Source organism: Ruegeria sp. CDSB022 (assembly GCF_059611145.1).
Map to the genome: position 1 here is coordinate 25,690 of NZ_JBXWOZ010000011.1, position 20,071 is coordinate 45,760.

The following is a 20,071-nucleotide window of genomic DNA, read 5'->3' on the forward strand; positions in this document are numbered from 1 at the left end:
GCGGTTCCTTCTGTTCACGAAGTTGAGGCTGCGACAAGAACAATCTCGCCCGGCCAATTCGGTTGAATTCGTTCGGCAGCGCGCCAGGCGCGCAATCCGGTAGCACAGCACAATGCCAGTCTTTTGCCCTTATTAGGGTCGATATCGCTCAGATCATCCGGCGATATCCGTTGCGCGTCAGGATGTACCGGGCGCGGGGATTCCTCGGGGCTGCGCAGCTCGATGATATGGTCATCTGTCGTCAGCTGCCCGGCCGAGAGAAACCGGAAACAGCTGTTCGGTTCGGGCGCATTATCAAAGCGGAAGGCCGTGCTGCGGAGTGTCCGACCATCGTACTGAACCATCTGACCCAGCACCGAGGGCGTCAGCCCAAGGATCAGGTTCAGCGCCATCTGTGCCTGCATCGCGCCGACCGTCCCGACGACCGAACCCAGAACACCAGCGGTGGCGCAGCTTGCCCCGCTGTCCGGCGCATCCGGAAACAGCGCCCGCAAAGACGGAGCGCCGCCGCAGAAACCGCCGACATAGCCCGACAGCCCAAGCACCGAGGCGCTGATCAGCGGCTTGCCCTGCGCCAAGCAAGTGTCCGAGAGGATATAGCTGGCCGAATAGCTGTCTGCACAATCCAGGATCACATCCGCCTGAGCAACCAAGTTGCCAGCATTTTCGCTTTTTAGAGCCTGTTTTTTGCCGCTGACGTCTATGTCCCCATTGATCGCCTTGCACCGCACCGCCGCACGCTCGGCCTTGGGGTGTCCGCAATCCGTCTCAGAAAACAAGGTCTGCCGATGCAGGTTGGACAGCTCAACCTGATCCCTATCCAGGATCGTGATCTGCCCGATCCCAGCCCCGGCCAGCAATAGCAGGGCCGGAGCAGCCAACCCGCCTGCCCCTACCACCAACACACGTGCCGAGGACAGGCGCGCCTGCCCTTCGGCCCCAACCTCTGGCAACAGCGTCTGACGAGCATATCGGCTCATCTGGTGACCTCGATCCATTGACTCAAACGCGCCTCGGGGTTGGTATTCAGGGTAATATCGGTCACGACCGAGACGATATCCGCCCCAGCCTGCAGGACACCTGGTGCACGCTCGACGCTCATCCCGCCGATGCCAACCAGTGGAGTATCACCAACGCGCGCTTTCCATTCTGTGACGCGGGGCAGACCCTGCTGCTGCCATTTCATCTTTTTCAGGATGGTGGGATAGACCGGGCCAAGCGCCACATAGTCGGGGTCCATGGCCAGCACGCGCTCTAACTCATCATCATCATGGGTGGACACGCCCAGTTTCAAACCCGCCTTGCGGATGGCAGTCAGATCGGCCTCGTCCAGATCCTCTTGCCCCAAATGCACCCAGTCACAGCCGGCGTCGATGGCCGCCTGCCAATAGTCATTGACCACCAGAACTGTCCCATTTGCGCGGCACAGGTCACGCGACTTGGCAATCTGGTCACGCACCATATCCATGGGCTGGTCCTTGACCCTCAGCTGTACCAACTTGATGCCCAGCGGCAGCATCCGGCGCAGCCAGTCCGAATGATCGAAGATCGGATAAAACCGGTCGAGTGTCATGACAGAAATGCCTTTCCAATAACCGGGGTCGAAGGTTCCGCCATATCGCGCGCCTCGATCGGGTCGGCCTGATGGGCCAGTTGCCCGGCCTCGATCGCGCGGGCCATTGCGCGGGCCATCAAAACGGGGTCCCCGGCGCGGGCCACAGCAGTGTTCAGCAGTACAGCGTCATAACCCAGCTCCATCGCGTGGGCGGCGTGGCTGGGCAGGCCGATGCCCGCGTCAATCACCAAGGGCACATCCGGGAACTCTGCCCGCATCGCCCGCAGGGCATATTCATTGTTCAGCCCCCGCCCTGACCCGATCGGCGCGCCCCATGGCATCAGCACCTCACACCCGGCGGCAAGCAGCCGTTCGCCAACAATCAGATCGTCGGTCGTATAGGGAAAGACCTGAAACCCGTCGCTGGTCAGAATGCGCGCGGCTTCGACCAGCTGGAACACATCCGGCTGCAGGCTGTCGGTATGGCCGATCAGTTCCAGCTTGATCCACTTGGTATCAAAGACCTCACGTGCCATATGGGCGGTGGTCACCGCCTCTTTGACCGTGTGGCATCCGGCGGTGTTGGGCAGCACCAACACGCCCAGATCGCGGATCATCTGCCAGAATGCTTGCCCCGCCCCGGATTCACGGCGAAGCGAGACCGTGGCAACACCCGCCCCGCTTTCGCGAAAGGCCTGCTCCAGAATAGCTGGGCTGGGATATTGCGCCGTGCCCAGCATCAGCGGGTTGGCCAATGTGGTTCCGTAAAAGGATTTCATCCTCAGCCCCCCTGCATCGGCGCGACGATTTCGATCCGATCCCCTTCAACCAAAGCATGGGCAACACGCAGCCCCGAGGGCACGAAATCTTCGTTCACCGCAGTGGCGACACGGCCCGAGTAGCCGCATTCCATCAGCAATTCCGATAAGGTCTCGGCCCGCACCTCGCGCGGCTCGCCATTAAGCACGATCTTCATCGACCATCTCCGAATGTTTGTGTTCAAGCGCCAGATCGGCAACGCCCTGGGCCAGCGCCGGTGCCAGCAGATACCCGTGGCGGTACAGCCCGTTGGCGTAAATCGTCCTGCCCCGACGCCGGATCCGAGGCAGATTGTCGGGAAAGGCCGGGCGCAGATCGACGCCGATCTCTAGCACCTCGGCCTCGCCAAAAGCGGGGTTCAACGCATAGGCCGCGCTGAGCAGTTCCAACATCGAGCGCGCGGTGATGCGGGTTTTATCCTCGGATTCAATCATCGTCGCGCCCAGCATGTAGATGCCATCGCCACGCGGCACGATGTAAAGCGGCATCCGGGGATGCAACAGGCGCACGGGCCGGGTCAGCGTCACATCAGGGCAGCGGATCACCAGCATCTCACCCTTTACGCCCCGAAGATCAGACAAGGCGTCCCGCGCCTGAAGACCACGGCAGTCAATCGCGTTCTCCAACCCAGTAGGGGCGGGTTCGCGATGAAAGGCAACGCCCCGCGCGATAAGATCGTCGAACACATCCTGCAGCGCCTTGCGTGGGTCTATATGGGCTTCGTCCTTGAAATACAGACCGTTGCCGAAACCATGTAGATCAGGCTCTAATGTGGCTAGTTCCTGCTGATTTACCTCATGATACCCCTGCGTTCGACGACCAAACCGACGCAAATCCGGCAAGTCGCGCGCACCGCAAACGACCAAAGTACCGCGCTGATGAACCTTGGTCCGGGTCGCCCACCAGTCAAAAGCACCCTGCCCCAGGCGCAAGACCGGCTCTTCGGCATTTTCGAACTCGCACCACGGGGCCAGCATTCCCCCGGCCCACCAAGAACAGCCATGCGGACCCGGCAGGCCGGCGGGGTCAAAGACCTGCACCCGTGCGCCGCGATGGGCCAATTCGGACGCAACAGCCAAACCGGCCACGCCTGCCCCTATGACAGACCAGATCCTCACGCTGGCCAGACCCGATGGAAATGATGCACCGGACCATGGCCCCGGCCCACGCACAGCCCATCAGCCTGGGCGATAGCGCCTTGCAAATAAGCATGTGCCTCTGCCACGGAATCCCGCAAGCTCAGACCTTTGGCCAGCCCGGCGGATATGGACGAGGACAAGGTGCATCCGGTCCCATGGGTGTTCTTTGTATTCCGGCGCTGCGCCGTGAATTCATCCACCAAACCCGAGCCGTCGACCAACAGATCATGACATATCTCGCCCTTACCGTGCCCGCCTTTCATCAAAACCGACGCGGCACCCTTTGCGCAAAGGGCCAGCCCCTGAGCCACCATTTCATCCGGAGACTGCGCTTCGTTCTGCTCAAGCAGCCGCCCAGCTTCGGGCAAATTGGGTGTCAGGACGGTCGCGCGTGGTATCAGAAGGTCCATAAGGGTCCGGATTGCGTCACCCGCCAGCAATGCATCCCCGGATTTCGCTATCATGACAGGGTCCAAAACTATGGGCCCGGCATAGCCCGACAGGGCATCTGCAACGGTCTCGATAATCTCGGGGGTTGCCAGCATGCCGATCTTGATCGCCCTGACATCCAGATCGTTCAGCACGGCGTCGATTTGCGCGCGGATCACACTCAGAGGAATGCCATGAACGGCTGTCACGGCCAGGGTGTTTTGCGCAGTCACCGCCGTAATAACGCTGGCCCCATAAACGCCCAGCGCAGACATCGCCTTGAGGTCCGCCTGAATTCCGGCCCCGCCTCCGCTGTCGGACCCTGCAATGGTCAAGGCAATAGCTGCCATGTCGTTGCTCCATCTTCTAGGGGCAACAACGGAGGATGGAAAACGTCTGTATTCATAAGACCGTTCCCTCCGCCGGAATTGCCCGGATCAGGTTCGATGGGTTGATGCAGCTGCACCTCTCAGCCTTGCGAACAAGGCACCCCAACGGTTGCGCGGACCATCTCAGGAGCGGCGACAATAATCAAGCGGAGATTTGCGAGGCTCTGCCTCGCGCTCCGAGGTATTTTTAGCCCGATGAAGAGCGGATCACCTGCTTCATCTGGCCCTAAATTCCTCGGGGGAGTCGCGGGGGCAGCGCCCCCTTTTTTTGGGAAAAGACTTCAGCCCTTCATCCCGTCCCAGAAGGATTTGACGGAGGAGAAAAAGCTGTTGGATTCCGGGTGATTGTCTTCACCCAGGTCGTCGAACTCGCGCAGCAGCTCTTTCTGGCGGCTGGTGAGGTTTACCGGAGTTTCCACGGCCAGCTCGATGAACATGTCGCCAACACCGCCGCCGCGCAGGGCTGGCATGCCCTTGCCGCGCAGGCGCATCTGGCGACCCGATTGGCTGCCCGCTGGAATCTGCACACGCCCGCGGCCACCGTCGATGGTCGGAACTTCGATCGAACCACCAAGCGCGGCTTTGGCCATGCTGACCGGCACGCGGCAATAGAGGTTCACGCTGTCACGCTCGAACAGCCTGTGATCTGAGACCTCTACAAAGATGTATAGATCACCCGGAGGGCCACCGCGCATTCCAGCCTCGCCTTCACCGGCCAGACGAATGCGCGTGCCGGTTTCGACACCGGCTGGAATGTTAACTGACAAAGCGCGTTCTTTTTCAACACGGCCCGCACCCTGACAGGATTTGCAGGGGTTCTTGACGATTTGACCCAGGCCCGAACAGGTCGGACAGCTGCGTTCTACTGTGAAAAAGCCTTGTTGCGCACGCACCTTGCCCATACCCGAACAGGTCGGACAGGTGGTGGGCTCAACACCGCCTTCAGCCCCAGATCCGTCGCAGGACGAACAGGCAACCGCTGCCGGGACATTGATGGTTTTCTGCTGACCTGAATACGCCTCTTCCAGCGAGACGCGCAGGTTATAGCGCAGATCCGAACCGCGTGCGGCACGACGTCCACCGCCCCCGCCCCGTTGGCCGCCCATGAAATCGCCGAACAGGTCGTCGAACACATCCGAGAATGCACTGGAAAAGTCGCCCTGACCAAAGCCAGCGCCAGGTCGGCCACCGCCGCCCATGCCATTTTCGAATGCAGCATGACCGAACCTGTCATAAGCCGCCTTGCGTTCAGCATCTTTCAGGACGTCATAGGCCTCGTTCGCTTCTTTGAACTGTGCCTCTGACTCCGGATTGTCCTTGTTGCGGTCGGGATGCAATTCTTTGGCTTTCTTACGAAAGCCTTTCTTGATCTCGTCCGCTGATGCACCCTTGGATACGCCGAGCACATCGTAATAGTCGCGTTTTGACATCAGTATTTCCTTCTGCCTCAACGTAATCGGGCCGGCCCGGTGACCGGACCGGCCCGAATTGGCCCGGTTACCCGTTAGCTACGCTTGTCGTTGTCCAGATCTTCGAACTCGGCATCGACGATGTCATCCTCGCCAGGTGCAGCATCCGCAGCGGCAGGTTCATCTTCGCCGTCTTCAGCTTGCGCTTTGTAGATGGCTTCGCCCAGCTTCATGGCCGCTTCGGTAACGTTCTGGATGCCCGACTTGATCTTGTCGGCATTCTCGGTTTCCAGCTCGTCTTTCAGCGCGGCAATCGCCAGCTCGATGGCTTCGATGGTTGTTGGATCAACCTTGTCGGCATGTTCTTCCATCGACTTTTCTGTCGAGTGGATCAGGCTTTCCGCCTGGTTCTTTGCGTCGACCAGCTCGCGGCGTTCTTTGTCGGCCTCCGCGTTCTCTTCGGCGTCCTTGACCATCTTTTCGATGTCCTCGTCGGACAGGCCGCCCGATGCCTGGATGGTAATCTTCTGCTCTTTGCCAGTGCCCTTGTCCTTGGCCGAAACCGAGACGATGCCGTTGGCGTCAATGTCAAAAGTCACCTCGATCTGCGGCATGCCGCGCGGTGCTGGCGGGATATCTTCGAGGTTGAACTGACCCAGGATCTTGTTGTCCGCAGCCATTTCACGTTCCCCTTGGAAACAGCGAATGGTCACGGCGTTCTGGTTGTCTTCGGCGGTCGAGAAGACCTGAGACTTTTTCGTCGGGATCGTGGTGTTGCGGTCGATCAGTCGGGTGAACACACCACCCAGCGTCTCGATCCCCAACGACAGCGGTGTCACGTCCAGCAAAACAACGTCTTTGACGTCACCCTGCAGAACACCGGCCTGAATAGCGGCGCCCATGGCAACCACTTCGTCCGGGTTCACACCTTTGTGCGGCTCTTTACCGAAGAATTTAGTGACCTCTTCGATCACTTTCGGCATCCGGGTCATACCACCGACCAGAACAACCTCATCTACATCGCCAGCCGACAGGCCAGCATCTTTCAGAGCAGCCGCGCAGGGCTTCATCGACTTCTTGATCAGATCACCAACCAGCGATTCCAGCTTGGCACGGGTCAGTTTCATGACCATGTGCAGCGGCTGGCCGTTGGCGCCCATCGAGATGAACGGCTGGTTGATTTCGGTTTGTGAGGTCGAGGACAGTTCGATCTTGGCTTTTTCCGCAGCTTCTTTCAGACGCTGCAGCGCCATCTTGTCCTGGGACAGATCGACACCGTGCTCCTTTTTGAACTCATCCGCCAGGTAGTTGACGATGCGCATGTCAAAGTCTTCACCACCCAGGAAGGTGTCGCCATTGGTCGATTTAACCTCGAACAACCCGTCGTCGATTTCCAGAATGGTTACGTCGAAGGTACCGCCACCAAGGTCATAAACCGCGATGGTTTGGGTTTCTTCCTTGTCCAGACCATAGGCCAGAGCGGCAGCTGTCGGTTCGTTGATGATCCGCAGCACTTCCAGGCCGGCGATTTTACCGGCATCTTTGGTCGCCTGACGCTGTGCGTCGTTGAAATAGGCCGGAACGGTGATGACGGCTTGTGTGACTTCCTCACCCAAGTAGCTTTCAGCGGTTTCCTTCATCTTGCCCAGAGTGAAGGCCGAAATCTGGCTTGGGGAGTACTTTTCACCGCGGGCTTCGACCCACGCGTCGCCATTGCCGCCATCAACGATGGCGTATGGTACCATTTTCTTGTCTTTTTCGACTTCGGCATCATCCACACGACGACCGATCAGGCGTTTGACGCCAAAAACCGTGTTGTCGGGGTTGGTGACCGCCTGGCGTTTCGCAGGCTGACCGACCAGTCGCTCATCTTCGGTGAAGGCGACGATCGAGGGCGTGGTCCGCGCCCCTTCGGCGTTTTCGATGACCTTCGGCTGCGAACCGTCCATGATGGCAACGCACGAGTTGGTGGTGCCGAGGTCAATCCCGATTACTTTTCCCATATGTTCAATCCCTTTCTCTTCAAGGCGATGTCCCGAGGCCCGACCCGTTATGGCATCTGGCCCCGATCTGATTTGCGCAATGGTCCTACACCATCGCGCGTCCCGGCGTATATAAGGACGGGAACAGGGGCCTGCAAGCATTCACAAATGCAGGTTTTCAGGAATCTGCAGCCTTTTTAGCAAGGTTTTGGCAAGGATTGAGGAATCTAGAATGGCGCGGCTGCTTTTACGCGGTTTTGAAATCAGGAAAGCTTACCTTGACGGAGCTGCCCAGGCACAGCTGATCACGCTGTTGCGTCCGATTCTGAAATCAGCACCTTTGTTCCGCCCGACCACCCCTTCGGGCAAGGAAATGTCTGTTCGCATGACCTCGGCCGGGGCGCTGGGTTGGGTCACTGACAAGAACGGGTACAGGTACCAGCCGCACCATCCAAAGGGTATGGAATGGCCCGCCATTCCAGACTGCATTCTGGATATCTGGCGCGATCTTGCCAGCTCCGAACGTGACCCCGACTGTTGCTTGGTCAACTACTATGGCGAAGGGGCGCGAATGGGCCTGCATCAGGATAAGGACGAGGCCGATTTTTCCTGGCCGGTCCTTTCGATCTCATTAGGTGACGACGCGTTGTTCCGCATTGGCAACACGACCCGAGGGGGCAAAACGGAATCGATCTGGCTTGGCTCGGGCGATGTTGTTGTGATGGGCGGACCCGCGCGCCTAACCTATCACGGGGTAGATCGCATTCGTTTCGGGTCTTCAAAACTGTTGCCAAAGGGCGGGCGGATCAACCTGACCTTGCGCGTGGCGGGTTAACGGCGTGCGCTCCAGCTTTGCGACACATGCTGGCGGGTAAAGAAAATTCCAAGCAAGCCGATCAACAACAGAGCCAACCCGACCCAGACAGGATATTCCCAGTTGGTATTGCGCGGATAGTAATTCCGAAAAACGAAACCCCGACACTGGTCGATAATGTGAAACAACGGATTCCAGGCGAACATGGTCAACATGAACCCGCCCAGCGCATTGCCGACGAACATTTTTCCCGAGAACACCATATTCAGGCGCCGGTAAATTGTGCTCATGATCGTGGCAGTGGTCGGAAACCAGGGCTTGATCGCCATGAACACCACGCCGACCGCACAGCCCGTGAACCAGGCCAGCATCAGCATGGCAAAGGCGCCACCGGGCTCCTGAATTTCCAGCGGAGCAACCGATACGCTGTAGACAAACAGGATGATGACGATTGTCAAAACCTGAGTATACAGCGACCCGAAAGCGGCAGCCATAAGCACGACCATCATGTTCATCGGCGAATGCAGCATCATCGGGTTATTACCCGTGTCCAATCCGGAAACCGAACCGACGGCTTTAATGTGCGTCAGAAACAGGAAAACCCCAGACAGCAGATACAGAATGAACTCACCCCGGATTTTGGCAACGCGCGCGCCAAGAAGGGACATGATCACGTAAAACACACTCACCAGCACCAGAACCTGGAAAATATTGATAAGCACCGAAAGCACAGCATTGCTATGTTGAGATCGGACATTCCGGACGACGGCGTGAAACACCAGTTCCGCCGTCGTAAACGCACCGCCTATAAGCGACCGGTTTCGCTTGTAATAAAACACCCGAAGCGTCTTTCCTGTATTATTGCCTGCAATCTGGCACGAAATTCTTGCCGTTCCGTAACCAGCACAGCATAAGGCCGTCAGGTTATTCGATCAACAAATCACAGGAACGGAGCTTTTTTGTGACCTATGATGCCCTCATCCCCGTCATCCGACGTCTGGCCCTGGAAGCGGGCGATACGATCATGGACATCTATAACTCGGATGGGTTTGACGTGAAGGTCAAATCCGATGCCAGCCCCGTGACCGAAGCAGATGAGGCCGCCGATGCGCTGATCTCGGCCGGTCTGCGTGCGGCGTTCCCCAATATCCTGCTGGTGACTGAGGAACAGGCCGCCTCGCATTCTGAAAAAGGCGATACGTTCCTGATCGTTGATCCGTTGGATGGCACCAAAGAGTTCATCAACCGGCGCGGCGATTTCACCGTTAATATCGCGTTGGTCGAAAACGGCACCCCAACGCGTGGCGTGGTTTATGCGCCAGCCCGCGGCCGGATGTTCTATACTTTGGCCGACGGGCAATCGGTCGAGGAAACCGGCGCGCTGGACAAGGATCAACCCGGTGCCGTGACTCCGATTTCGGTCTCTGATCCAGACAATTCCGCGCTTTTGGTCGTGGCCTCGAAGTCACATCGTGACCAGGCGACCGACGATTACATCAACAAATATCAAGTGCAGGACAGCAAAAGCGCGGGCTCGTCGCTGAAGTTCTGCCTGATTGCGACGGGAGAGGCAGATATCTATCCCCGCGTTGGCCGCACGATGGAATGGGATACGGCAGCAGGTCACGCCGTGCTGACAGGTGCGGGCGGCAAAGTTGTCCGGTTCGACAATCATGCGCCGCTGACCTATGGCAAGGACGGCTATGCAAACCCGTTCTTTATCGCCTACGCTCCGGGTGTAGACCTGAAGGAGGCCTGATGTCCGTTCTGATCGCCATTCCCGCCCGCTATGCCTCGACCCGCTATCCGGGCAAACCTCTGGTGCCGCTCACCGGAGCCAGTGGCAATGCAATGACTCTGATCGAGCGGTCATGGCGCGCGGCCAGTTCGGTCTCGGGCGTGGACCGCGTTGTGGTTGCCACCGATGACGACCGCATTCGCGAGGTGGCCGAAGGGTTCGGGGCCGAGGTTGTGATGACCTCGCAAACCTGTGGCAATGGCACCGAACGCTGCGCCGAAGCGCATGATGTGCTGGGCGCAAGCTATGACATCGTGGTGAACCTGCAGGGCGATGCACCGCTGACCCCGCATTGGTTCGTCGAAGATCTGATCACCGGTCTGCGTGCCGCACCCAAGGCTGGGGTGGCCACTCCGGTTCTGCGCTGCGACGGCGATGCGCTCAACAGCCTGCTGAATGACCGCAAACACGGGCGCGTCGGTGGAACAACCGCCGTTTTCGCCGCTGATCACGGCGCGATGTATTTCTCGAAAGAGGTCGTGCCCTTTACTTCACAGGCTTATGCGGGCGGGGAGGAAACGCCGGTGTTTCACCATGTCGGCGTCTATGCCTACCGCCCTGACGCGCTGGCGGCTTATCCGTCCTGGCCTGTCGGTCCATTAGAGCAACTGGAAGGGCTGGAACAGCTGCGTTTCATGGAAAACGGGCGTAAGGTTCTGTGTGTTGAAGTCGAATCCAAAGGCCGCCAGTTCTGGGAACTAAACAATCCGCAGGACGTTCCCAAACTTGAAGAGATGATGGCCGCGATGGGGCTGGACTGAGTGCCGCAGGCTGTCGCACCCTGAAAAACCGGAATAACGGGATCTGATATGACACATATCCTTGTAACCGGCGGTGCCGGATATATCGGATCCCATGCCTGCAAGGCACTGTCTCGTGCCGGGTACACACCTGTCACCTATGACAACCTGATCACCGGTTGGCAGGACGCGGTCAAATTTGGCCCGTTCGCACAGGGTGATCTGCTGGACCGGGCGCGCCTGGATGAGGTTTTCGCCAAGTATCAACCCGCCGCCGTGATGCATTTCGCAGCGCTCAGCCAGGTGGGCGAGGCGATGTCGGAACCCGGAAGATACTGGTCGAACAATGTCACTGGTTCGCTGACCCTGATCGAGGCCGCGGTGGCGGCTGGATGTCTGGATTTCGTGTTCTCATCGACCTGCGCCACCTATGGCGAACATGACAATGTGGTGCTGGACGAGAACACGCCACAGCAGCCGCTGAACGCTTACGGCGCCTCCAAACGCGCGATCGAGGATATCCTGCGTGATTTCCAGGCCGCTCACGGGATGAACCATGTGATTTTTCGCTATTTCAACGTGGCTGGCGCCGATCCGGACGGAGAAGTAGGCGAATTCCACCGCCCCGAGACCCATCTGGTTCCGCTGATGTTGGATGCGATTGACGGCAAGCGCGACGGGCTGACTGTGTTCGGAACCGACTATGACACGCCCGATGGCACCTGTATCCGCGATTACGTGCATGTCTGCGATCTGGTTGACGCGCATGTTCTGGGGCTGCGATGGCTGGAACAGGGCAAAGACAGTCGCGTTTTCAACCTGGGCACCGGGTCCGGCTTTTCAGTCATGGAGGTGATCGAACAGTCGAAATCCGTCACCAATCGCGCAGTGCCCTATACAATCGGTCCACGCCGCGCCGGAGATTGCACCAAGCTGGTTTCGGGCTCGGACAGGGCCGGGCAAGAACTGGGCTGGTCCCCCAAAAGATCCGTGTTAGAGACGATGATTGCCGATGCCTGGCGCTGGCATCAGAACGGGCATTACGACAGATGAGGGCCGCGTGAGCGATACCCTGCCGCCAATCGGATGGGTGCAACGCTATCGCTTGCGCCTGAAACGCAGGCGGCTGTTGTGGCGATCCTTTCGCAGCCGCCATCAGTTAACCCAACTGGTCGACCGAACCGACCAGATACGCCCGGGTGCGATACTGGTCTTTACCACCCTGCGAAATGAAATCACGCGCCTGCCCTGGTATTTCCATCACTACCGGTCGCTGGGCGTTGATCATTTTCTGATCGTGGACAACGGCAGCGATGATGGCTCGATCACATATCTGAAAGATCAACCGGATGTATCCTTGTGGCAAACCGATGCCAGCTATCGCGCCTCACGATACGGGCTGGATTGGTTGACCTGGCTACAGATGCGATTTGGTCACGGCCATTGGACTTTGATGGTGGATGCGGATGAGTTGCTTATCTATCCCGAATGGGACAGCCATCCGCTGCAGGATTTGACCCAACGGCTAGAGGTGCAGGGGCGCGACGCTTTCGGGGCGCTGATGCTGGACCTCTACCCCAAAGATCAGCTCGGCACACAGCCCTATGACCCCGGAACCGACCCGACCGAAGTTTTGGGCTGGTTTGATCCAGGCCCGTTGCGCGCCAAACGGCAATCGCCGCTGGGCAATCTCTGGGTTCAGGGCGGTGCACGGGAACGCGTGTTTTTTGCTGACCGGCCCGAGCGGTCACCAACTTTAAACAAAATACCGCTGGTACGCTGGTCGAGGCACTATGCTTACGTGAACTCCTGCCATTCCGCCCTGCCCCGAGGTTTGAACGCCACATATGACGGACCGGGGAGCAACGACCCTTCAGGCGTGCTACTGCACACAAAGTTCCTGCCCGAGGTGGTCATCAAATCAAGAATCGAGAAAACCCGAGCGCAGCATTTTCACGACCCGGCGGAGTTCGACAACTATTATGATGGCATAATTAACCGCCCGATCATGTGGGATCCACAATCGGTGGAATATATCGGATGGCGCCAACTGTGTGAGCTTGGCTTGATGGGTAAAACTGACTGGAAAAACAACGTTTCGGACTAACTACTTTTAAATGCGTTGCTTCATTAGATGGTAAAGTGGCATAAAATGGCATTCGCCCGGCTCCACTCTGGCTTGTTCAGGCTCCGGGTATGCTCGCGTATAAACAAAGGTTGGGCAGTCGCGTGAGCCTGTTGGATTCATACCGAATGAGATTGCGGCGCAAGCGCCGCCTGTTGCGTTGCGTTCGCAAACGGCGCGAATTAGAAGCGGTTTCCGACAAAACCAACGCCATTCAACCCGGTGACATCCTGTTGATGAGCGTGGTGCGAAACGAAAAAATCCGCCTGCCCTATTTTCTGGAATATTACCGAAAACTTGGCGTTGATCGCTTTTTGTTTGTGGACAACAACAGCGACGACGGCACACGCGAGTTTCTGAGTAGTCAGCCGGACGTATCGGTCTGGCAGTCCAACGGCAGCTATAAGCGGGCCACATATGGCACTGATTGGTCGAACTATCTGCTGCGCAAATACGCCGATGGGCACTGGGTTCTGACGGTCGATCCGGATGAGTTCTTCATCTATCCGTTCTGCGACACGCGGCCCATTCGTGCCCTGACCGACTGGCTTGATGGCTGTGCCGTCCGCAGTTTCGGCACCATGCTGATCGACATGTACCCGCAGGGCCCGGTAGATGCCGAACCCTATCGTGAGGGGCAAGACCCCTTCGAGATTGCCCGTTGGTTCGATGCCGGGAATTATGTGATCAGCAAAAACCCTGAATACGGGAATCTCTGGATACAGGGTGGGCCGCGCGCCCGTGTCTTTTTCCGCCAGGCTCCGGAAAAGGCGCCTGCGTTGAACAAGATACCGCTGGTCAAGTGGGACCGTCGATATGTCTATGTCAGTTCGACCCATTCGCTGCTGCCACGCGGGCTGAACCAAGTCTATGACGATTGGGGCGGCGAAAAAACCAGCGGGGCGTTGCTGCATGCCAAGCTGATCAACACCCTGGGTGACAAGGCACATGAAGAGATGGAGCGGCGTCAGCACTATCGCGGGTCCGGCGAATATCGCGCCTATGCCGAAGGGCTGAACGACCGTCCGGTGTTTTGGTGCGACCGGTCCGAGGCTTATATCAACTGGCGACAGCTTGAGATTCTTGGCCTCATGTCGAAAGGGAACTGGGCATGAGCAGCCTTGGCGTCATCATGCTGGTGCATGCCGCGCTTCCAAGGGCGCAACAGGTCGCGCGCCATTGGGCGGCATCCGGCTGCCCGGTGGTGATCCATGTCGACCTCAAGGTTGCGGACACTGTTTTTGATGGCTTTGTAGCCTCCTGTGCGGACGAACCTCTGATCCGGTTCTCGGAGCGCCACACCTGCAACTGGGGCGGTTGGGGCATTGTTGCAGCCTCGCAATCAGCGGCTGAACTGATGCTGGAGGCCTTTCCCGAGGTACACCATATCTTTCTGGCCTCGGGCGCCTGCCTACCGCTACGGCCCGTCGATGAGCTGGTCACATATCTAGCGGAACGGCCCCGTGTCGACTTTATCGAAAGCGCGACAACAGCTGATGTAAGCTGGACGATTGGCGGACTGGATCAGGAACGATTTACGCTGAGATTTCCGTTCTCGTGGCGTAAACAGCGCAAATTGTTCGACGCTTACGTAAAGCTACAGCGGACAATCGGGATCCGACGGTCGATACCCGAAGGTCTGGTGCCACATATGGGCAGTCAATGGTGGTGCCTGACCCGTCAAACGCTGTCGGCCATTCTGCAAGATCCCAAACGCAAAACATATGACCGCTATTTTCGGCGCGTCTGGATTCCAGACGAAAGCTATTTTCAGACCCTAACCCGGCTTTATTCAACACATATCGAAAGTCGCTCTCTGACGCTGTCCAAATTCGATTATCAAGGTCGCCCGCATATTTTTTATGACGATCATCTACAGCTATTGCGACGGTCGGACTGTTTTGTAGCACGCAAGATCTGGCCCCAGGCCAATCGGCTTTATCAGGCGTTTCTGACCAACCAGGCACAGGCGATGAAGCCTACTGAACCCAACCCGGGCAAGATCGACCGGTTATTCTCGAAAGCGGTCGAGCGCAGGACTCGAGGCCGGGATGGCCTGTATATGCAAAGCCGCTTTCCCCGCCACGGCAGCGAGAACGGACTGACGTCGTTCCCCTATTCGGTATTCCAGGGGTTTACCGAACTGTTCGCAGATTTCGAGCCCTGGCTATCGGAAGCCACCGGAACAAAGGTCCACGGTCACCTCTTCGGTCCCGAACGTGCGGAATTCGCCGGCGGAGCGCCTTTGGTCAACGGCGCACTAAGCGATTGTGCCAGCCTGCGGGACTATAATCCTACGGCGTTTTTGTCGAACTTGATCTGGAATACTCGGGGCGAGAAGCAGTGCTTTCAATTTGGCCCCACGGATACGCAGGACATCAACTGGTTTCTGGCGCGCGACAGAAATGCGCAGATTTCCGTTGTCACAGGCGCCTGGGCCATTCCACTGTTCCGTTCGAATGGAAATTTCGCGGATATCCGTAACGAAGCCGCCCGCCTGCAACAAATCGAGACCAAACAGCTTGAGGTTTTAACTTCGGTCTGGACCAAGGCCAAAGTGCGCACCTGGTCGCTGGCCGAGTTTGTGGAATCTCCGATGGAGCCTCTGCAATCAATTCTGGAAGAAACCGGATCCCAGAATCCCAGCCACCTGACCCAAGCCCCTACAATGGTCGACCTGTCCGGGTTCGGGAAGTTCCTGCAAAACCTGAAGAACCAGGGTATGCACCCTTATCTTATGGGAGATTTTCCAGCCGATGACATTTTTGGCCGGCAACTCAGGCCTTATCGAAAACCATATCTGGTGCAATAGCGTTTCATGTCATCCAAATTCGACTATTTCGTAATACTTGCCGCCATGCGGACCGGATCGAACCTGCTTGAGGCAAATCTGAACGCATTGGAAGGTGTCTCCAGCCATGGTGAGGCCTTCAATCCTCATTTCATTGGCAGGCTAAAGGGGGACAGCCTGCTGGGCGTCACTCTCGAAGAACGCGACAATGACCCTAAAACCCTGCTGAACGCCATCCGATCAGCTGACGGTGAAATGAACGGGTTTCGCTTTTTCCAGGGCCACGATCCGCGTGTGTTAGAGCCTGTTTTGGATGACCCGAGTTGCGCCAAGATCATTCTGACGCGCAACCCTCTGGACAGCTATATCTCATTGAAGATCGCGCGCGAGACCAAGCAATGGCAGCTGAAAAACGTCAAACGGCGGCGCACCGAGCAGATCGCCTTCAACCCTCGTGAGTTCGAAACCTATCTGGACCAGCAACAGGCCTTTCAACTGACTTTGCTGCATCATCTTCAGGCCAGCGGGCAAACCGCCTTTTTCATCGCTTACGACGATCTGAACCGGCTCGAAAGCCTGAACGGCCTGGCGGCCTGGCTTGGGGTATCGGGCCGGTTGACCACGATCGACGACACGCTCAAACCCCAGAACCCTGAGCCGGCCTTGTCCAAGGTGACAAACCCTGATGAGACCGAACAGGCCTTGTCGCGCATCGACAGCTTCAGCCTGCACAGAACTCCGAATTTTGAACCCCGGCGTGGCGCGGCCGTTGCGACCTATGTCGCCACGCCGAAAACCCCGTTAATGTATCTGCCCGTGCGGAGCGGCATCGAAGGGGTTGTGAAGCAATGGATGGCTGCGCTTGATTCAATCAGTGCGGATGACCTGATCACTGATCAAAACCGCAAAAAGACCCGCCAGTGGTTACAGGATCATCCGGGGCATCGCAAATTCACCGTGGTGCGGCACCCGCTGGTACGCGCACATTCGGCCTTTTGTTCCTATATCCTCAGCACCGAGCCCGGCGCCTATCTGAAAATCCGCAATATGCTGCGCAACCGGTTCAAGCTTCCGATCCCCGGACAGTTACGCGCTGAAAACTACCCCATCGAGCAGCATTATGAGGCATTCTCGGCTTTTCTGACCTTCCTGCGGCAAAACCTGGCGGGACAAACCCCTGTGCGCGTTGACGGCGTTTGGTGCAGTCAGGCGCAGGTGTTGGAGGGCGTAGTCGGTTTTGCCCTGCCGGATCTAATCCTGCGCGAGGAAGAAATTGCAACTGCCCTGCCGAATCTGGCGCGGCGGCTGGGTCATGACAGCCCGCCCGCGCCCGGCAATACCAGACCAGATATCCCGTTTTCACTGAGCGATATCTATGACACCAAACTTGAGGCGCTGGCGGCCGAAACCTACCAGCGCGACTATATGCAATTCGGGTTTGACGTCTGGAAGCCGGCTACGGGCGCAGCGTAATCACTGTGCCGCGATTCACCATCGCATAGATCTCTTCGATCTCTTCATTCTTGACAGCGATGCACCCTGCCGTCCAATCCGATTGCTTCTTGGCTCGCTTTTTCTCGGACCGGGTTTTCGGCTCGCCGTGGATGAAAATGTCACCGCCCGGATCAACGCCCGCAGCCTTGGCCTCTGCGATATCCTTCGAATCCGGATAGGAAATCCCCAGCGACAGGTGATAGCGGCTTTTGGGATTGCGCCGGTCGATCAGATAGGTGCCTTCTGGCGTGCGGCCGTCGCCGCGTTTTGTTTTGGTGCCATTGGGGGCAAAGCCAAGATCGACCTTATATTCCTTGAGGACATGTTCATTGTGCAGAAGATAAAGCTTCCGCGCGCTTTTGTTGATGACCATAGAGGTCACCTCGGGGCCATCATAGGCCAGAAATCTGGGGTTGGCCGAGGCGCAGGCCGAAAGACCCAGCGTAGCCACAGCACCCATTCCAAATGCTCGACGATCCATGTTTAATGCCTGCTTCTGCTTTTTTTGTGATTATGCCAGAAATCCAGAAAACTGAAATCACTTTTTGCTGTTCGACTGCTCAAGCAAACGGCGTTCGATGGATTCCAGCCTTTCCAGCACCTCATCACGATAGGCATCGGTTTTCACCTCATCCTCGGCGTGATGGGCATCCTGCATTGAATTCACGATCAGACCGACCAACAGGTTCACCACGGCAAATGTCGTAACCATGATGAAAGGCACAAAGAATACCCACGCATAGGGATAAACCTCCATCACCGGGCGCACGATGCCCATCGACCAGCTTTCCAGCGTCATGATCTGGAACAACGTATAAGCCGACAGGCCCAAATCGCCGAACCAGTCCGGGAATGTGCCCGAGAACAGCTTGGTCGAAATTACCGCGCCGATGTAAAACAGGATCGCCATCAGCAGGAAAACGCTGGCCATGCCCGGCAAGGCCGAGATGAAACCCTCGACCACCCGGCGCAGCCGTGGTGCGACCGAGATCACCCGCAAGACCCGCAGGATCCGCAAGGCCCGCAGCACCGACAGACCGCCGGCGCTTGGGATCAGAGCGATGCCAACAACGATGAAGTCAAACAGGTTCCAGCCATTGGTAAAGAACCGCCGCCCCGTTGCGACCAGCTTCATCGCAATCTCGGCCACGAAAATCGTTAGGCAGAGGCTGTCCAACACCACGATCAAAGGGCCCGCGGCCTCCATCAGCGTCGGTGAGGTTTCCATGCCGAGCAGGATGGCGTTGAAGATGATGACACCAGTGATGAACCGACCGAAGGTCGGGTTTTCAGTGATATCATGCAGGCGCTGGGCAAGCCCCATTCTGAAACTCTCCTGTTTGGTCATGATGCGGGGTTCAGTGCAAACCGCGCGGCAAGTTCCGTGTGTGACGACCATCGAAATTGGTCAACCACCTGTACCCATTCAAGGGTATAGCCTGCGTTAATCAGATTTTTTGCGTCCCGCGCGAAGGTGACCGGATTGCATGAGACATAGGCGATCACTGCCGGTTGCGCCTGCGCCAGCTCGGCCACCTGCGCCTCAGCCCCGGCGCGGGGCGGGTCCAGGACAACCGCGTCAAAGTTCTTCAGCTCATCAGGCATCAATGGGCGGCGGTACAGGTCGCGCGCCTCGGTCGTGACCCGTTTCAGACCTTGCGCGCGACGCCAGCCTTGATCCAGAGCGGTGGTCATCAGGGCCTCACCCTCAACCGCGTGTACTTCGGCGTCCTCGGCCAGTGGCAATGAGAATGTCCCGCAACCCGCAAACAGGTCCACAACCCGCTTGGCGCCCTTGGTTGCCTGCAGAACTGCCTGTAATAGAGCCTGTTCTCCGTCCTTCGTGGCCTGCAGGAATGCCCCCGGAGGCGGCACGACAGCCGCCACGCCAAATCGCTGAACCGGGGCGTGGCGCGAGGCGATCACCTCGCCATCCCAGCTGAGCCGCGCAAGCCCATGTGCCTCGGTCGCCTGTGCCAGGGCCAGTTCCAACGGACCGTCCAGCGGTTTGCCGCCTTTGACGGCGACATCCAAACCGCCCTCGGAAAGGGTCAACGTAACGGCCAACGCCCCCTTTCGGCTACCGCCCAAAGGGGCAAGCGCCTCGGCCACGGGAACAGCTGCAATCAGGGCCGGATCAAGCAGATGACAATCAGAGATTTCGGTGATCGTGTCCGAGGCGCGGCCATGGAACCCGGCCATGGTGCCTTTTTTGGTCCGCCGAACCGCAATCGTAGCCCGTCGCCGTGATCGTTCCGGCGAGGTATAGATCGGCCGCATCGGGGCCTCGAGCCCCTGCGCGGCCAGTGCGTTGCGCACGACCTCAACCTTCCAATCAGCGACGAAATCATCTGCGGCATGCTGTAGCTGACATCCGCCGCAGGCTTTGTAGTGCCGGCACGGTGCTTTGACCCGCTGGTCCGAGGGGGTCTCGACCCGTATGTCGCTCAGCACTTGACCAACCAATGTCCCGCTGACCACCTCCCCCGGCAAGGTGCGGGGGGCGTAGATCGGTCCGTCGGCGATGCCGTCGCCCTGATGACCAAGGCGTAAAATGCTGTAATGCTGCGTCATGAGGGCCTGATAG

At 58.1% G+C, this 20,071-nt stretch carries 20 protein-coding genes and 1 riboswitch; of the genes, 8 read left to right on the forward strand and 12 right to left on the reverse strand.

Features of this window, described 5'->3' with window-relative positions; genetic code table 11:
• Nucleotides 1-14 precede the first annotated feature (14 nt).
• The 8 genes from AC2FIZ_RS15105 to dnaK all read right to left on the reverse strand — a co-directional run bounded on the left by AC2FIZ_RS15105 (nucleotide 15) and on the right by dnaK (nucleotide 7,743).
• A complete protein-coding gene (locus AC2FIZ_RS15105) occupies nucleotides 15-980 on the reverse strand; it encodes a ThiF family adenylyltransferase (RefSeq protein ID WP_496791278.1) in 966 nt (321 codons plus the stop codon).
• Complete coding sequence (locus tag AC2FIZ_RS15110; RefSeq protein ID WP_282027501.1) at nucleotides 977-1,573, reverse strand: thiamine phosphate synthase; 597 nt, start codon at nucleotides 1,571-1,573, stop codon at nucleotides 977-979. The genes AC2FIZ_RS15105 and AC2FIZ_RS15110 overlap by 4 nt, the downstream gene beginning before the upstream one ends.
• Entirely contained in the window at nucleotides 1,570-2,334 is a 765-nt protein-coding gene (locus tag AC2FIZ_RS15115; protein WP_142637339.1) for a thiazole synthase, read from the reverse strand. Before AC2FIZ_RS15115 ends, AC2FIZ_RS15110 begins: the two co-directional genes overlap by 4 nt.
• A gap of 2 nt (nucleotides 2,335-2,336) precedes the next feature.
• Nucleotides 2,337-2,531 (reverse strand): sulfur carrier protein ThiS, encoded by a 195-nt coding sequence (thiS, locus tag AC2FIZ_RS15120; protein ID WP_142637341.1) that lies wholly within the window; start codon nucleotides 2,529-2,531, stop codon nucleotides 2,337-2,339.
• On the reverse strand, nucleotides 2,515-3,492 hold the full coding sequence (locus tag AC2FIZ_RS15125; protein WP_282022161.1) for an FAD-dependent oxidoreductase: 978 nt from the start codon (nucleotides 3,490-3,492) through the stop codon (nucleotides 2,515-2,517). The genes thiS and AC2FIZ_RS15125 overlap by 17 nt, the downstream gene beginning before the upstream one ends.
• Complete coding sequence (thiD, locus tag AC2FIZ_RS15130; RefSeq protein WP_282022160.1) at nucleotides 3,489-4,292, reverse strand: bifunctional hydroxymethylpyrimidine kinase/phosphomethylpyrimidine kinase; 804 nt, start codon at nucleotides 4,290-4,292, stop codon at nucleotides 3,489-3,491. The genes AC2FIZ_RS15125 and thiD overlap by 4 nt, the downstream gene beginning before the upstream one ends.
• A gap of 47 nt (nucleotides 4,293-4,339) precedes the next feature.
• A riboswitch (TPP riboswitch) is annotated at nucleotides 4,340-4,446 on the reverse strand.
• Between the two features lie 166 nt (nucleotides 4,447-4,612).
• Nucleotides 4,613-5,761: a molecular chaperone DnaJ gene (dnaJ, locus tag AC2FIZ_RS15135; RefSeq protein ID WP_142637347.1), complete on the reverse strand. Its 1,149-nt coding sequence runs from the start codon at nucleotides 5,759-5,761 to the stop codon at nucleotides 4,613-4,615.
• Nucleotides 5,762-5,835: 74 nt separating this feature from the next.
• Nucleotides 5,836-7,743, reverse strand: coding sequence for a molecular chaperone DnaK (gene dnaK / locus AC2FIZ_RS15140; RefSeq protein ID WP_281973405.1), 1,908 nt, complete (start codon nucleotides 7,741-7,743; stop codon nucleotides 5,836-5,838).
• Between the two features lie 211 nt (nucleotides 7,744-7,954).
• Here dnaK and AC2FIZ_RS15145 point away from each other — a divergent pair, with 211 nt between their 5' ends.
• Nucleotides 7,955-8,557, forward strand: coding sequence for an alpha-ketoglutarate-dependent dioxygenase AlkB family protein (locus tag AC2FIZ_RS15145; RefSeq protein WP_281995828.1), 603 nt, complete (start codon nucleotides 7,955-7,957; stop codon nucleotides 8,555-8,557).
• Here AC2FIZ_RS15145 and AC2FIZ_RS15150 read toward each other — a convergent pair.
• The gene (locus AC2FIZ_RS15150; protein ID WP_142637353.1) at nucleotides 8,554-9,375 is read right to left on the reverse strand and encodes an ABC transporter permease; all 822 of its coding nucleotides are present in this window, start codon (nucleotides 9,373-9,375) and stop codon (nucleotides 8,554-8,556) included. The genes AC2FIZ_RS15145 and AC2FIZ_RS15150 overlap by 4 nt on opposite strands.
• A gap of 122 nt (nucleotides 9,376-9,497) precedes the next feature.
• On the opposite strand from AC2FIZ_RS15150, the gene cysQ reads away from it, so the two are divergent.
• The 7 genes from cysQ (at nucleotide 9,498) to AC2FIZ_RS15185 (ending at nucleotide 17,463) form a co-directional block, all read left to right on the forward strand.
• Nucleotides 9,498-10,295 carry a 3'(2'),5'-bisphosphate nucleotidase CysQ gene (gene cysQ / locus AC2FIZ_RS15155; RefSeq protein ID WP_142637355.1) on the forward strand — a complete coding sequence of 266 codons (798 nt, stop codon included), beginning with the start codon at nucleotides 9,498-9,500 and terminating at the stop codon, nucleotides 10,293-10,295.
• Entirely contained in the window at nucleotides 10,295-11,095 is an 801-nt protein-coding gene (locus AC2FIZ_RS15160; protein WP_271950570.1) for a 3-deoxy-manno-octulosonate cytidylyltransferase, read from the forward strand. The genes cysQ and AC2FIZ_RS15160 overlap by 1 nt, the downstream gene beginning before the upstream one ends.
• A 48-nt stretch (nucleotides 11,096-11,143) precedes the next feature.
• On the forward strand, nucleotides 11,144-12,127 hold the full coding sequence (gene galE, locus AC2FIZ_RS15165) for a UDP-glucose 4-epimerase GalE (RefSeq protein ID WP_281995826.1): 984 nt from the start codon (nucleotides 11,144-11,146) through the stop codon (nucleotides 12,125-12,127).
• Entirely contained in the window at nucleotides 12,087-13,181 is a 1,095-nt protein-coding gene (locus AC2FIZ_RS15170) for a glycosyltransferase family 2 protein (RefSeq protein ID WP_282027500.1), read from the forward strand. The genes galE and AC2FIZ_RS15170 overlap by 41 nt, the downstream gene beginning before the upstream one ends.
• Before the next feature lie 146 nt (nucleotides 13,182-13,327).
• Complete coding sequence (locus AC2FIZ_RS15175) at nucleotides 13,328-14,314, forward strand: glycosyltransferase family 2 protein (RefSeq protein WP_142637363.1); 987 nt, start codon at nucleotides 13,328-13,330, stop codon at nucleotides 14,312-14,314.
• Entirely contained in the window at nucleotides 14,311-16,011 is a 1,701-nt protein-coding gene (locus tag AC2FIZ_RS15180; RefSeq protein WP_282027498.1) for a DUF5927 domain-containing protein, read from the forward strand. The genes AC2FIZ_RS15175 and AC2FIZ_RS15180 overlap by 4 nt, the downstream gene beginning before the upstream one ends.
• Nucleotides 16,012-16,017: 6 nt before the next feature.
• A complete protein-coding gene (locus AC2FIZ_RS15185; protein ID WP_282027497.1) occupies nucleotides 16,018-17,463 on the forward strand; it encodes a nodulation protein NodH in 1,446 nt (481 codons plus the stop codon).
• Here AC2FIZ_RS15185 and AC2FIZ_RS15190 read toward each other — a convergent pair.
• Genes AC2FIZ_RS15190 through AC2FIZ_RS15200 form a run of 3 tightly spaced genes read right to left on the reverse strand, consistent with a single transcriptional unit; the run spans nucleotide 17,447 to nucleotide 20,058 of the window.
• Entirely contained in the window at nucleotides 17,447-17,965 is a 519-nt protein-coding gene (locus AC2FIZ_RS15190) for a L,D-transpeptidase family protein (RefSeq protein ID WP_142637369.1), read from the reverse strand. The genes AC2FIZ_RS15185 and AC2FIZ_RS15190 overlap by 17 nt on opposite strands.
• A gap of 57 nt (nucleotides 17,966-18,022) precedes the next feature.
• Complete coding sequence (locus tag AC2FIZ_RS15195; protein ID WP_142637599.1) at nucleotides 18,023-18,808, reverse strand: ion transporter; 786 nt, start codon at nucleotides 18,806-18,808, stop codon at nucleotides 18,023-18,025.
• A 20-nt stretch (nucleotides 18,809-18,828) separates the two neighbouring features.
• A complete protein-coding gene (locus AC2FIZ_RS15200; protein WP_281995821.1) occupies nucleotides 18,829-20,058 on the reverse strand; it encodes a class I SAM-dependent RNA methyltransferase in 1,230 nt (409 codons plus the stop codon).
• Nucleotides 20,059-20,071 lie beyond the last annotated feature (13 nt).

Bases quoted from the DNA above. Each gene is read 5' to 3' on its own strand.
- AC2FIZ_RS15105 (WP_496791278.1), bottom strand. From the start codon at position 980: ATGAGCCGATATGCTCGTCAGACGCTGTTGCCAGAGGTTGGGGCCGAA.
- AC2FIZ_RS15110 (WP_282027501.1), bottom strand. From the start codon at position 1,573: ATGACACTCGACCGGTTTTATCCGATCTTCGATCATTCGGACTGGCTG.
- AC2FIZ_RS15115 (WP_142637339.1), bottom strand. From the start codon at position 2,334: ATGAAATCCTTTTACGGAACCACATTGGCCAACCCGCTGATGCTGGGC.
- thiS (WP_142637341.1), bottom strand. From the start codon at position 2,531: ATGAAGATCGTGCTTAATGGCGAGCCGCGCGAGGTGCGGGCCGAGACC.
- thiD (WP_282022160.1), bottom strand. From the start codon at position 4,292: ATGGCAGCTATTGCCTTGACCATTGCAGGGTCCGACAGCGGAGGCGGG.
- dnaJ (WP_142637347.1), bottom strand. From the start codon at position 5,761: ATGTCAAAACGCGACTATTACGATGTGCTCGGCGTATCCAAGGGTGCA.
- dnaK (WP_281973405.1), bottom strand. From the start codon at position 7,743: ATGGGAAAAGTAATCGGGATTGACCTCGGCACCACCAACTCGTGCGTT.
- AC2FIZ_RS15145 (WP_281995828.1), top strand. From the start codon at position 7,955: ATGGCGCGGCTGCTTTTACGCGGTTTTGAAATCAGGAAAGCTTACCTT.
- AC2FIZ_RS15160 (WP_271950570.1), top strand. From the start codon at position 10,295: ATGTCCGTTCTGATCGCCATTCCCGCCCGCTATGCCTCGACCCGCTAT.
- galE (WP_281995826.1), top strand. From the start codon at position 11,144: ATGACACATATCCTTGTAACCGGCGGTGCCGGATATATCGGATCCCAT.
- AC2FIZ_RS15170 (WP_282027500.1), top strand. From the start codon at position 12,087: ATGCCTGGCGCTGGCATCAGAACGGGCATTACGACAGATGAGGGCCGC.
- AC2FIZ_RS15175 (WP_142637363.1), top strand. From the start codon at position 13,328: ATGAGATTGCGGCGCAAGCGCCGCCTGTTGCGTTGCGTTCGCAAACGG.
- AC2FIZ_RS15180 (WP_282027498.1), top strand. From the start codon at position 14,311: ATGAGCAGCCTTGGCGTCATCATGCTGGTGCATGCCGCGCTTCCAAGG.
- AC2FIZ_RS15185 (WP_282027497.1), top strand. From the start codon at position 16,018: ATGTCATCCAAATTCGACTATTTCGTAATACTTGCCGCCATGCGGACC.
- AC2FIZ_RS15190 (WP_142637369.1), bottom strand. From the start codon at position 17,965: ATGGATCGTCGAGCATTTGGAATGGGTGCTGTGGCTACGCTGGGTCTT.
- AC2FIZ_RS15195 (WP_142637599.1), bottom strand. From the start codon at position 18,808: ATGGGGCTTGCCCAGCGCCTGCATGATATCACTGAAAACCCGACCTTC.
- AC2FIZ_RS15200 (WP_281995821.1), bottom strand. From the start codon at position 20,058: ATGACGCAGCATTACAGCATTTTACGCCTTGGTCATCAGGGCGACGGC.